This is a genomic window from Mesorhizobium sp. CA7 (assembly GCF_020165015.1).
Classification (GTDB): domain Bacteria; phylum Pseudomonadota; class Alphaproteobacteria; order Rhizobiales; family Rhizobiaceae; genus Mesorhizobium.
Window position 1 is genome coordinate 455,987 of the sequence record NZ_JAIUHH010000002.1, and the last position, 13,035, is coordinate 469,021.

Annotated in this window: 11 protein-coding genes; 3 read left to right on the top strand and 8 right to left on the bottom strand. The window is 63.1% G+C overall.

The window, feature by feature from the left end:
• Positions 1-32: 32 nt before the first annotated feature.
• Positions 33-1,283: a D-amino acid dehydrogenase gene (locus LB552_RS06885; protein WP_224603113.1), complete on the top strand. Its 1,251-nt coding sequence runs from the start codon at positions 33-35 to the stop codon at positions 1,281-1,283.
• Positions 1,284-1,353: 70 nt separating this feature from the next.
• Here LB552_RS06885 and LB552_RS06890 read toward each other — a convergent pair whose 3' ends face one another.
• The 8 genes from LB552_RS06890 to LB552_RS06925 form a co-directional block, all read right to left on the bottom strand.
• Positions 1,354-1,860 (bottom strand): hypothetical protein, encoded by a 507-nt coding sequence (locus tag LB552_RS06890; protein WP_224603114.1) that lies wholly within the window; start codon positions 1,858-1,860, stop codon positions 1,354-1,356.
• Positions 1,861-2,041: 181 nt separating this feature from the next.
• Positions 2,042-3,394, bottom strand: coding sequence for an FGGY-family carbohydrate kinase (locus LB552_RS06895; RefSeq protein ID WP_224603116.1), 1,353 nt, complete (start codon positions 3,392-3,394; stop codon positions 2,042-2,044).
• Positions 3,391-3,705 (bottom strand): L-rhamnose mutarotase, encoded by a 315-nt coding sequence (gene rhaM / locus LB552_RS06900; RefSeq protein WP_224603118.1) that lies wholly within the window; start codon positions 3,703-3,705, stop codon positions 3,391-3,393. The genes LB552_RS06895 and rhaM overlap by 4 nt, the downstream gene beginning before the upstream one ends.
• Positions 3,705-4,706, bottom strand: a complete 1,002-nt coding sequence (locus tag LB552_RS06905) for an ABC transporter permease (RefSeq protein WP_224603127.1) — start codon at positions 4,704-4,706, stop codon at positions 3,705-3,707. The genes rhaM and LB552_RS06905 overlap by 1 nt, the downstream gene beginning before the upstream one ends.
• Positions 4,703-5,680, bottom strand: coding sequence for an ABC transporter permease (locus tag LB552_RS06910; protein WP_095765870.1), 978 nt, complete (start codon positions 5,678-5,680; stop codon positions 4,703-4,705). Before LB552_RS06910 ends, LB552_RS06905 begins: the two co-directional genes overlap by 4 nt.
• A complete protein-coding gene (locus LB552_RS06915) occupies positions 5,677-7,218 on the bottom strand; it encodes a sugar ABC transporter ATP-binding protein (RefSeq protein WP_224603129.1) in 1,542 nt (513 codons plus the stop codon). Before LB552_RS06915 ends, LB552_RS06910 begins: the two co-directional genes overlap by 4 nt.
• Before the next feature lie 185 nt (positions 7,219-7,403).
• Positions 7,404-8,399: a rhamnose ABC transporter substrate-binding protein gene (gene rhaS / locus LB552_RS06920; protein ID WP_224603130.1), complete on the bottom strand. Its 996-nt coding sequence runs from the start codon at positions 8,397-8,399 to the stop codon at positions 7,404-7,406.
• Positions 8,400-8,453: 54 nt separating this feature from the next.
• Complete coding sequence (locus LB552_RS06925; protein ID WP_140844017.1) at positions 8,454-9,263, bottom strand: DeoR/GlpR family DNA-binding transcription regulator; 810 nt, start codon at positions 9,261-9,263, stop codon at positions 8,454-8,456.
• 188 nt (positions 9,264-9,451) lie between these two features.
• Here LB552_RS06925 and LB552_RS06930 point away from each other — a divergent pair, with 188 nt between their 5' ends.
• Both LB552_RS06930 and rhaI read left to right on the top strand, forming a co-directional pair.
• Positions 9,452-11,554 (top strand): bifunctional rhamnulose-1-phosphate aldolase/short-chain dehydrogenase, encoded by a 2,103-nt coding sequence (locus LB552_RS06930; protein ID WP_224603132.1) that lies wholly within the window; start codon positions 9,452-9,454, stop codon positions 11,552-11,554.
• 95 nt (positions 11,555-11,649) lie between these two features.
• Entirely contained in the window at positions 11,650-12,942 is a 1,293-nt protein-coding gene (gene rhaI, locus LB552_RS06935; protein WP_224603134.1) for an L-rhamnose catabolism isomerase, read from the top strand.
• Positions 12,943-13,035 lie beyond the last annotated feature (93 nt).

Consider the following 13,035-nt stretch of genomic DNA (forward strand, 5'->3'; position numbering starts at 1 on the left):
CCCGCCGCTGCGATGATGCTTGAGGGAACGGCATGAAGGTCTTGGTTCTCGGCGCCGGCGTGGTTGGCACGGCGGCCGCCTATTATCTGGCAAGGGACGGTCACGAGGTGACGGTGATCGAGCGCCATGAAGCGGCGGCGCGGGGCACCAGCCAGTCCAATGCCGGCCTGGTGTCGCCGGGCGACGCCACCGCCTGGGCTTCGCCCGCGGCGCTGAAGACCTTCCTGCGCGCGCTCTGGAACCATGACCTCGGCATCAAGGTCAGGCTGCGCCTCGATCCCTATTTCTATGCCTGGAGCCTGCGCTTCCTGCGCGAATGCACGGTGACCCGGCTGCGCGCCAACACCAACGTCAAGTTGAGGCTCGCGCTCCATTCTCGCGAGTGCATCAATCAACTGTCGGAGGAAACCGGCATCCATTACGACGAGCGCAAGAAGGGCATTCTCTACTTCTTTCGCTCGCAAAAGAGCCTGGACACCGGCACCGACAATTACCGCTATCTGGGCGAGCACGGCCTGCCGATCGAGATCGTCGGCCGCGAGCGTCTGGTCGAGCTGGAGCCTGGTCTTGCCGGCGTGAAGGAAAAGATCGCCGGCGGCATCTATTCGCCGATCGACCAGACCGGGGATTCCAAGCAGTTCACCGACCGGCTCGCCGCTTATGCAGCCGAGAGGCTCGGCGTGAAATTCCTGTTCGGCACGACGGTCGAGGGCCTCGACATCGAGGGAGATCGGGTGCGCGCGGTGATGACCTCGGCAGGACCGGTCACCGGCGATGCCGTCGTCATCTCCATGGGGCCGGAAAGCGGCCTGCTCGGCCGCCGCTATGGTATCGACCTGCCGGTCTATCCGGTGAAGGGTTACACCGCGACCATCCCGCTCGAGGACGAGAGCAAGGGGCCGACCATGGGCGGCGCCGACGAGGACCGGCTGATCGGCTATTCCAGGCTCGGCAATCGCCTTCGCATGTCCTCGACGGCCGAATTCACCGGCTTCGACCGTAGCTTCAAGCCGGGCGATTTCCGGACCATCCTGGAAACCGGCAAGGATCTTTTTCCCGGCGCCTTCGACGAGAAGAAGGCCGTGCTCTGGGCCGGCCTGCGGCCGATGATGCCGAATTCGGTGCCGGTCATCGGCCGGGCGAAATACCGCAATCTCTATCTCGATACCGGCCACGGCCATGTCGGCTGGACCATGGCCTGCGGCTCCGGGCAGTTCCTGTCGGATGTCGTCGCCGGCAGAAGGCCGCAGATCGATCCGCAGGGGTTACTCTATAGGATCTAGCAACCGCACACGATGAGTTATAAGCCGTCGCGGTGATGAAGCAGCCACCGCGACGGGCCCTCTTGCAGGCCTATCGCTGCAAGGAGTGCCGAAGGCGCACGAATGGCGCGGGGTCGATCAGATCGTTCTTGTTGAGCTCGCGGCCGGCACAGCAGCAGCAATAGCAATAGCACATGCTGGCGCCGAGTGGCCCGACCTTGAGGGAATATCGCTTGTCCTTGGGGATATACATCCAGTCTCCGGCGTTGAGTTCAATGCCGTCATAGTAGACCGAGCCGGACATGATGAAGCGGACACCGTCATTGTCGTGCGAGTGCTCGCCAACTTCCGCATTCGGCGCTGTGGCTGTGATGAAGAATTGGCCCCCGTCAAGATAGAAGGGCAATTGCCATTTCGTGAAGCCGCTCGGAAGCTGCTCGCGCGGGACGCCGAGAAGATTGCATAATGCCACGGCTTCCTTGTCTCTGGAGGTGAGGATTCGCGAGTCCATCTTGTGTCCGACTTTCGCCAGGGCCTCTTGGATACGCTTCTTGCCGTCGACGAAATCGATATGCGTAGGCTTGAATGTGGTGTTCATCTTTGCCTCCATAGAGATTGAATAAAAATATAGCCGCCAAATTGAACTTGAGCGGTGCAATGAATGCTTGCAATACATGCATCAATACATGATAAGATTATGTGATCGGCTTCACGCTCGTAGTCGAGGCGCCTTCAAGCGCTCGTCGTGTCGATGACTTGTGGTAGGCAGGAATCTGAATCTAAAGAGAGGCCCGCCAAGCACGTGCGTACACGCTCCACGTCATATCGGCCGGCGGCATGGTTCGCTTGCCTTTACCTAGGGTCGTGCCGTGCCCGGACGCCAGCAGCGCGGCCCCGATGCTGGTCCCAGTAGAGGTTTCCGGCGCGAAGACCGGTCTCTCGGACGCTGCCGCCAGCATGCGGATGAAAAGGGGGTTCTGCGCGAAAGGTCCCTCGACGGTCGTCGGTCCGTCGCCGCCGATCAGTTCCAGGCAGGTCGCGGTCGTCAGCGCCAGATAGAACGAGATGGCGGCGAAGCGCTGGCCGGCGCTCAAGTCCTCGGCATTGACCCACTGTGCGCCGCGATGCGGAAACGGTCCCGAACCCCGCTGAGTGGCAGGCAGGAGCAGCACCTGCCGCGCCAGAACGGCGGCAACATCGTCTTCGCTCCATTCCGGTGGCTGTCCCTTGGTCAGAAGCGAGAACTCGCGCCCACCCATGAAGCGCGCCGAAGGCACCGGATCGCCGAGCGCGTTGACATTGACCAGCGTGTCGCGCGCCGGATCGAGCTCGACCCTCCTGCCGCCCACCGCCATCGACACCACCCATGTGCCGGTCGAAACAACGGAGAAGGGCGGTGCCTCGGACAAAAGGTGCGGCAGCAGCGAGGCGTTGGAATCGTGCAGCCCGCAAAACACGGGCGTCTGCGGATCGAGGCCGGTCCGCCGCGCCAGCTCCGGCAGGATCGGGCCAAGCCGATCCTTTGCCGGTCGCACCGGCGCCATCAGCCGGCGCCAGCCCATCCTGTCGACCAGCGACGAGTAATCGGACGTCCAGGGATTCCAGAGATCGGTGTGACAGCCGAGCGAGCTCACCTCATTGGCGGCGACGCCGGTCAGCCGCAGCGCCCAATATTGCGGATACATCAGCATCGCGGCGGCCTTGGTGAATTCCGCCGGGAACCGCTTCTGCTGCCAGAAGAACTGTGCGCCGAGATTGAGGCCGATCGGCAGCCGCGGCGTGCCTGTTTCGCCGAAAGGCGGGCGCACGGCGTCATAGTCGGCCGCAAGCTGACCGGGACCATCGAATTCGTAATCGAGCACAGGCAGCACCAGTTCGCCTGAGCGGTCGACCAGCGCGCCGGTCGCGCCATGCGTGGTGATCGAGATCGCATCGATCCGCCGTTCGCGGTTGAGATCGGCGAGGCTGTTCAGGATGAACGTCCACAGCGCCTCGACATCGTGATGCGGATAGGGCGCCTGCCGCACCGGCGCGTTGGCGAAGCGGCGCAGCCCAATCTCGCTCAGTGTCGCGAGATCGACCAGCGCCATCTTGGCGTTGGTCTTGCCGATATCAATGACGGCGACGATCATGCCATATGGAACACGGTTTCCAGCGGCGCCGCCACCGGATCGTTGTCGGGTTTGGTCTCCATGACGTCGGCCATGTGCGCCCACCAGCGCTGCATCACCGGGTGCTTCGGAAGATCGGCCATGCCGTGGTCGTCGCGGCGCCACAGCACGCCGAACAGGATGTTGGTCTCCTCGTCGAGATGGATCGAATAGTCGGAGACGCCGGCCTCGCTCAGCAGCGCGACCAGCTCGGGCCAGATCTCGTCATGCCGGCGCTTGTACGCGGCCTTCATGCCGGGATTGAGCTTCATCTTGAAGGCGTACTTCTCCATCAGGCGAAGCGCCCCTCGCGCAGCCGCCGCCAGACGATCGGCAGCGCAATGACGATGATCAGCAGCAGGCCGATGAAGATCGACATGACAATGCCGGGCACGTTGAGCAGTCCGAGGCCGAACGTCACCAGCCCCATGATGAAGGCGGCAAGCACGACGCCCAGGATGCTGCCGGCGCCGCCGAGGATCGAGACGCCGCCGAGCACCACCATGGTGATCGCCTCAAGCTCATAGCCCTGCGCGATCGACGGCCGCGTCGAGCCAAGCCGCGAGGTGATCAGCACCGAGGCGATGCCCGACATCAGCCCGGTCAGGCAAAACAGGATGAATTTGATGCGGTCGACGCGCACGCCGGAAAACTGGCAGGCGACGGGGTTGTTGCCGATGGCGAAGATGCGGCGGCCGAAGCTCGTGCGGTGCAGCACGAACCAGTAGATGAGCGCCGCGACGAGGAACAGCGCCAGCTCGAACGAGAAGACCCACCAGAAATAGCCCTGGCCGAAGAAAGCAAAGCCTTCCGGATAGCCCTTGTAGGCCTGGTCGCCGAGGATGATGAAGGCAATGCCGCGGAACAGGCTCATCGTGCCGATGGTGACGACGATGGAAGGCAGGCCGAGCCGGGTGACAAGCAGCCCGTTGCAGGCGCCGCAGCCGAGTCCCACGACGACGCCGATTGCCACCAGCACCGGTGTTCCCGCGCCGGCCTGCACCGCCATGCCCATCATCGTCGAGGCTAAGGCCACGATCGCTGCGACCGACAGGTCGATCTCGCCGGAGATGATCAGCAGCGCCATGGCTAAAGCGATCAGACCCTTTTCGGTGAAGTTGAAGGTCAGGTCCGACAGCGACCACGGATCGAGGAAGTAGGGCGAAGCAAAACTGTTCACCGCGAAGATCAAGACCGCGATGACGACGAGCAGCGCCTCCCAGGAGAAGATCGCCGACGACAGCGGCTTGTCGAGCCGGTCGGGGATATGGCGCGGGGCAGGGGTGTCGGTCATGCCGCTTCCGCCTTTCTCAGGATGATGCGGCCCTGCCGGCGCTCGCCGCGCGCGTTGAGCACCACGGCCAGGATGATGGCGCTTCCCGAAATCGCCATCTGCCAGAAAGGCGAGATGTTGATGACCGGCAGCGCGTTGGAGATGATGCCAAGGAACAGCGCACCCAGCACCGCGCCGCCGACCGAGCCGATGCCGCCGGCGATCGAGATGCCGCCGATCACGCAGGCGGCGATGATGTTGAGCTCATAGCCGTTGGCGACCTCGACTGAGGCGATGACGTAGCGCGAGATCCACAGATAGCCGGCGAGCCCGCCGATCATGCCGGAAATGCAGAACACGATGAATTTGGTGCGGCCGACATCGATGCCGGCATAGACCGAGGCGGTCGGGTTGACGCCGATGGCGTGAATCGAGCGGCCGATCTGCGTGCGCGTCATCACCAGAAAGAACAGCGCGATCACGATGATCGCGATCCAGGACAGCACCGGCAGGCCGAGGAAGGCGGCGCGCTGGAAATTGATGAAGTCCGAGCTCATCTGGTCGGCATTGACCCAGGCGCCGCCCGAGACGACGAAGGTGGCGCCTCGATAGATCGTCAGCGTGCCCAGCGTCACCACGATCGACGGGATGTTCAGCCGCCACACCAGGAAGCCGTTGATCGCGCCAAGCGCCAGTCCGATGGCAAGTGCGATCACGATCAGCACCGGGATCGGGATCGCCGGATGCGCGGCGTTGAGCATCGCCACCACCATGCCGGTGAAGCAGAGGTTGGACGCCATCGACAGGTCGATCGAGCGCGTCAGGATCACCACCATCTGACCCAGAGCCAGGATCATCAGGATCGAGGTGTCGTTGAAGACCTGACGCAGATTGGCGGGGACGGCGAAGCCGGGGAAGCGCGTCGAGATCAGGCCGATCAGCACGACGATGCCGGCAAGCAGCCAGATCTCGCGGTATTTGAGGAAGCTCTTCATGCCGCGATCCCCGCCGCCGTTCGAACCAGCGTCTCGGCGTCCAGCCCTTTGTTGTCATAGGTGGCCGCGATACGGCCCTCGCGCATGACCACGACGCGGTCGGACATGCCGAGGATTTCGGGCAGTTCCGACGAGACCATGATCACCGACAGGCCTTGCGCGACCAATTCGGCCATGAAGCCGTGCACCGCGGCCTTGGAACCGATATCGATGCCCTTGGTCGGCTCGTCGAGAATGATCACCTTGGGCGCTGTGGCCAGCCATTTGGCGATAACGACTTTCTGCTGGTTGCCGCCGGAAAGCGTGCCGACATCCTGGCTGAGCGATGAGGCGCGCAGATCAAGCCGCTCGGTGTAGGAGCGGGCGAGCGAAAATTCTTCCGCGAGCCTCAGCACGCCGGATTTCGAGGTGCGCCTCAGCGACGGCAGCGACACGTTCTGGAAGATGGGCAGGCCGATCACCACGCCCTGCTTGCCGCGCTCTTCCGGCACGTAGACAATGCCGGCCTCGATCGAATCCGCCGCCGACTTCGATGCGATCGTCTTGCCGTCGAGTGAGATGGTGCCCCGGCTGGTGCGCGTGATGCCGGCGATCGCCTGCATGACCTCGCTGCGCCCGGCGCCGACCAGTCCGTAGAAGCCGAGGATCTCGCCCTTGCGCAATTCGAAGCCGATGTCGTCGAACTCTGTCGGGTGCGACAGGCCGGAGACGGAGAGCACCGGCGCGCCGATCGTCGGCTCGCGCTGCGGGAAGATGTGGTCAACGTTGCGGCCGACCATCATGCGCACAATCTCGTTCTGGCCGGTGTCCTTGAGCAGGCCCTCGCCGACCATCTCACCGTCGCGGAAGACGGTGTAGCGGTCGGCGATGCGGTAGATCTCGTCGAACTTGTGGCTGATGAAGAGCACCGCCTTGCCTTCGCTCTTCAGGAATTCGATCAGCAGGAAAAGCTCCTCGATCTCCTTCATCGAAAGTGCCGCTGTAGGCTCGTCCATGATGACGATGCGCGCGTCGATCGACATGGCGCGTGCCACCGCCACCAGATGCTTATTGGCGATGCCGAGGTCCTTCAGCCGCGCGTCAGCGTCGATATGGCCGGCGCGCATCGTCTCCAGCACCTCGCGGGCGTTCTTGCGCATGGTGCGCCAATCGATGGTGCCGAAGCGGGTGCGCGGCGCATGGCCGAGAAAAATGTTTTCGGCGACCGAAAGATCATCGAACAGCACTGTCTCCTGGTGGATGGCGGTGATGCCGTGGCCGAAGGCGGCATGCGCGCTGGGCAGCGTCGTGGTCAGGCCGTCGATGCCGATCTCGCCTGAATCGGGCTGGTAGATGCCGGTCATGATCTTGACCAGCGTCGACTTGCCGGCGCCGTTCTCGCCGATCAGCGCCGTCACCTGTCCGGGATAGAGCGACAGGCTGACATTGTGCAGCGCGCGCACGCCCGGGAAACTTTTCGAGATGCCTGAGAGCGTTAGGCGAGGAGCGGAGGCGGGGAGCCGCTCCTTTACCGTGCCGTCATGGGCCGTCGTGTCCATAGTCGTATCAAGCCCGGTCAATCTATTGCGTGTAGACTTCCCCTCACCCGACCTCCGCTTCGCTCGGTCGACCTCTCCCCGAGGGGAGAGGAGATTTCCGAGCTTGGCTCCAGGCTCTTCTCCCCACCGGGGAGAAGGTGGCCGCGAAGCGGCCGGATGAGGGGGGCAGCGCCATCAGTTCGAGATCAATAGATCTTGGAGAACTTCTCGATGTTGCTCTTGTCGAACTGGAAGGGCGGAGCCATGGCGGCCGAGTTGGTGTCGTCGAGCGTCACCTTGCCGACGCGGCCGATCGACAGCGTGGCGCCGGGCTTGGCTTCTTCCTTCTTCACCGCCAGGTCATGGGCGAGGTAGATCGCCGAATAGCCGAGGTCGATCGGGTTCCAGAGAGCGACAGCCTGCGAAGCGCCGTTATCGATGAACTTCTTGAACTCCGATGGCAGCGCGAGGCCGGTGACGTTGACCTTGCCGATCAGGTTCTCGTCGGTGACGACCTGCGCGGCGGCGACGACGCCCACCGTGGTCGGCGCGATGATCGCCTTGAGGTTCGGGTAGGACTTCAACAGGCCCTTGGCTTCATCCGTGCTCTTGGCCGAGTCGTCATCGCCATAGACAGTGGCGACCAGCTTGATCTTCGGGAACTTCTCCGGCAGCACCTTCTTGGCCGCTTCGATCCAGGCGTTCTGGTTGGTCGCGGTCGAGGAGGCCGACAGGATGGCGACATCGCCGCCTTCCGGCAGATAATCGGCGGCGAGCTTGATGATGGTCTCGCCGATCAGATTGGTGTCGGACGGGTTGAGGTGGAGCTGGCGGCCTTCCTTGGCGACGCCCGAGTCCCACGAGATCACGGTGATGCCGCGCTCCATCGCCTTCTTCAGCACCGGCACCAGCGCGTCTGCATCATTGGCTGAAACGGCGATCGCATTGACCTTCTGCGCGATCAGCGAATTGATCACCTCGATCTGGGCTTCGGCGGTAGCCTTAGTCGGACCGGTATAGATGACATCGACATCGCCCAGTTCCTTGGCCGCTTCCTCGGCGCCCTTGTTGGCGGCGTCGAAGAAGCCGTTGCCGAGCGACTTCACCACCAGCGCGATCTTGACGTTCTCGGCATAGGCGGCATTCACGAACATGGTGGCGGAAAAGGCCGCCGTAACCAGCAGTTTCTTCAAAAAGCTCATCGAATATCCTCCCTTGAGCGTTGCATTCCATCGCCGCTGCGGGCGCGAGTTTCCTCAGGCCTGCAGTGAAGATTCCTCCTTGTCGCTTGACTGTCCGCGGGCGACGATCAGCGCCACGCCCGCCGTTTCCAGCATCTTGGCCTCGCGGTCCTCGATGCCGTCGTCGGTGATCACGGTTGCGATGCGCGACAGCCCGCACAGGATCAGGCTGGAGCGCATGCGGAATTTCGAGGAATCGACCAGCACTACCAGCTCGTCGGCCTGATCGATCAATTTCTGCTCCGCCTGGATCAAGAGCGGATCGCCTTCCATCAGCCCGAGCGGCCCCAAACCTTGCGCGCCCATGAACATGCGCCGCGCATAGAAGTTGCGCGTCACGTCATTGTCGAAAGGCGACAGGATGATGTTCTGCTCGCGATAGATCGTGCCGCCCGACAGCATCACCGTGTTCTTCGAGTGCTTGAGCAGATGCTCGGCGATCGGGAAGGAGTTGGTGAAGATCGGCATGCGGCGTCCGGTCAGGAAATGCACCATCTGGAAGGTGGTGGTGCCGCCATTGATGATGATCGGTTCGCCGTCCGCGCAAAGGTTCACGGCTTCGCGGGCGATCGCCCGCTTTTGCGCGGCGTTCAGCGTCTCGTTGACGGAAAAGGGGCGGCCGGCAAGGCCGATGAACTGCGGCGGCGAGATCGCCTCGGCGCCGCCGCGCACCCGGCGCAGGCGCTTTTGTACATGCAGCGCCGCGATGTCGCGCCGGATCGTCGCCTCGGAGGAGTCCGTCAGTTCGACCATCTCCTGCACCGTCACCACAGGCTTTTCCTGGACGGCGGACAGAATGATCCTGTGGCGCTCTTTCTCGTGCATGGTTCCTCCCTGCCCAAGCATCAGGCCTTAGAAAACGCGCAGTGTCAATCATTTCCGATCATATATTTTCATTGTGCAGTGCAATATGATCGATATTGATCGTTTGTGATTGACAAGCGCGGCGCTTGCGTAGACATTCCCGGACGAGAAATGAGGGGCGCGGCATCGCGCTCCAAGGGAGGATACCTATGCTCGACAAGCGCTCCGGCTCGCGCCTCGCCAATCTTTGGGACGATGCAAAGGCCGAAGGGATGAGCGGTCCTGAGCTCTTGGTCTATCGCTCGAACACGCTGGGATCCGACAAGCGCGTCACCAACTATGGCGGCGGCAACACCTCGTCCAAGGTCTGGCAGAAGGACCCGCTCACCGGTGAAGAGGTCGAGGTGCTGTGGGTCAAGGGCTCGGGCGGCGACAGCGCCTCGATCAAGCTTGACGGTTTCGCCACCCTCTACATGCAAAAACTGCGCGCGCTGAAAGGCCTTTATCGCGGCGTCGAGCACGAGGATGAGATGGTGAGCTATCTGCCCCACTGCACCTTCAACCTCAATCCGCGCGCGGCCTCGATCGACACGCCGCTGCATGCCTTCGTGCCTAAGGCTCACGTCGACCACATGCATCCCGACGCCATCATCGCGGTCGCCGCAGCCAAGGATTCCAAGGCGATCACCAAGGAGATCTTCGGCGACGCTATCGGCTGGCTGCCGTGGAAACGGCCGGGCTTCGAGCTCGGCCTGTGGCTGGAGAAATTCTGCCTCGAGAACCCTGATGCCAAGGGCGTCGTGCTGGAAAGCCATGGCCTGTTCACCTGGGGCGACACGCCCAAGGAGTGCTACGAGACGACGATCTCGGTGATCAACCAGGCGATCGACTGGTTCGAGCGCAAATCCGAGGGCAAGGCGATCTTCGGCGGCGAGGCGGTCCAGCCGCTCGACGCTTCCGCGCGCCGCGCCATCGCGGCCAAGCTGATGCCGCGGATCCGCGGCATCATCTCCGAAAAGAGCCATAAGCTCGGCCATTTCGATGACCAGCCCGCCGTGCTCGAATTCGTCAATTCGAAGGACTTGCGGCCGCTGGCGGCGCTCGGCACCTCATGCCCCGATCACTTCCTGCGCACCAAGATCCGGCCGCTGGTGATCGAGTTCGATCCCGCAAAGCCGGATGTCGATGCCGTCATCGCGCGCCTGGCCGACGATATCGCCGAATACCGCGTCGGCTATCAGGCCTACTATGACAGCTGCAAGCATCCGGACTCGCCCGCCATCCGGGATCCCAATGCCGTGGTCTATCTGATGCCGGGCGTCGGCATGTTCACCTTTGCCGGCGACAAGGCGACGGCGCGCATTTCCGGCGAGTTCTATGTCAACGCCATCAATGTCATGCGCGGCGCCTCGACCGTCTCGTCCTATGTCGGCCTGCCTGCCCAGGAAGCCTTCGACATCGAATACTGGCAGCTCGAGGAGGCCAAGCTCCAGCGACTGCCGAAACCGAAGGCGCTTGCCGGGCAGATCGCCTTGGTCACCGGCGGCGCCGGCGGCATCGGCCGCGCCACCGCCACCCGGCTGCTGCGCGAAGGCGCCTGCGTAATGCTGGCCGACATCGACGAGGCCGCGTTGGCCAGCGCCAATGACGAACTTTCGAAAGCCTACGGCAAGGACTTCGTCCGTCCGGTGCGGATCGATGTGACGTCGGAAGATCAGGTCGCCTCGGGCTTTGCCGAAACGTCGGTCGAATTCGGCGGCATCGACATCCTTGTGTCCAACGCAGGTCTCGCCTCCTCGGCACCGATCGAAGAAACGACGCTGGCCTTGTGGAACAAGAACATGGACATCCTGTCCACCGGCTATTTCCTCGTTTCGCGCGAGGCCTTCCGCCTGTTCCGCGCCCAGAAGATCGGCGGCAATGTGGTTTTCGTCGCCTCCAAGAACGGGCTTGCCGCCTCGCCGAACGCGTCCGCCTATTGCACGGCCAAGGCTGCCGAGATCCATCTGGCCCGCTGCCTCGCGCTGGAAGGGGCGGAGGCGCAGATCAGGGTCAATGTCGTCAATCCGGACGCCGTGCTGCGCGGCTCAAAAATCTGGACCGGCGAGTGGAAGGAACAGCGTGCCGCCGCCTACAAGATGTCGACCGACGACCTCGAGGAGCATTACCGCTCGCGCTCGATGCTGAAGCGGTCGGTCTTCCCGGAGGACATCGCCGAAGCGATCTATTTCTTCGCCTCCGACATGTCGGCCAAATCGACCGGCAATATCGTCAACGTCGACGCCGGCAACGCGCAGAGCTTTACGCGTTAGGCACGCGCTTCCCTTCTCCCCGTTCTAGGGGGAGAAGGTGCCCGAAGGGCGGATGAGGGGCAGCGCCAGCCAAATGAGCACTGGGAGGAATTGCAGTGTCCGAATCGATCATCTCGACTGACGTCGTCGAAAAGAGCAACGCCACGCGCGAAGCCGACCTCGACCGCGACTACGCTTCCCTCGGCGAGCGCCTCGACCGGCGCGGTATCGCCATCGACGCCATCCGCGACAAGGTCGAGAAATTCGGCGTCGCGATCCCGTCCTGGGGCGTCGGCACCGGCGGCACGCGCTTTGCCCGCTTTCCCGGCGCCGGCGAGCCGCGCGATATCTTCGACAAGATCGAGGACTGCGCCGTCATCAGCCAGCTGACGCAGGCAACGCCCACCGTCTCGCTGCACATCCCGTGGGACAAAGCCGATCCGAACCGGTTGAAGCAGGCGGCGTCCCGCTTCGGCCTCGGCTTCGATGCCATGAATTCCAACACCTTCTCCGATGCCAAGGACCAGAAGCTCTCCTACAAGTTCGGCTCGCTGTCGCATGCCGATGCCGGCACGCGCCGCCAAGCGGTCGAGCACAATCTTGAATGCATCGAGATCGGCAAGACGCTTGGCTCCAAGGCGCTGACGGTGTGGATCGGCGACGGCTCCAACTTCCCCGGCCAAGTCAATTTCGCAAAGGCTTTCGAGCGCTATCTCGACGCCATGCGCGAGATCTATGCCGGTCTGCCGGATGACTGGCGGCTGTTCACCGAGCACAAAATGTATGAGCCGGCCTTCTATTCGACGGTCGTGCAGGACTGGGGCACCAACTACATCATCGCCAAGGAGCTCGGCGACAAGGCCTTCTGCCTGGTCGATCTCGGCCACCATGCGCCCAACGTCAACATCGAGATGATCGTGTCGCGGCTGATCCAGTTCAAAAAGCTCGGCGGCTTCCACTTCAATGATTCCAAATATGGCGACGACGATCTCGACGCCGGCTCGATCGATCCCTACCGGCTGTTCCTCGTCTTCAACGAGCTGGTCGATGCGGAACTCACCGGTGCCAAGGACTTCAATCCCGCGCATATGCTCGACCAGAGCCACAACGTCACCGACCCGATCGAGAGCCTGATGCTGTCGGCGGTCGAGGTGCAGCGCGCCTATGCGCAGGCGCTGCTGGTCGACCGCAAGGCGCTGGAAGGTTTTCAGGATGCCAATGATGCTTTGATGGCGACGCAGACGCTCAAAGTCGCCTATCGCACAGATGTCGAGCCGATCCTCGCCATGGCGCGGCTGAAGAAGGGCGGCGCCATCGATCCCGTGGCCGCCTATCGCGACGCCGGCTATCGGGCAAAGGTCGCTGCGGAGCGGCCGGCTATTGCGGGTGGCGGCGGCGGGATTGTCTGACAGGCAGCGCCACTCCCCCTCATCCGGCCGCTTCGGGGCCACCTTCTCTCCGAGGGAAGAAGAGATCAGCGCCGCCGCACGCTCCTCTCCCCT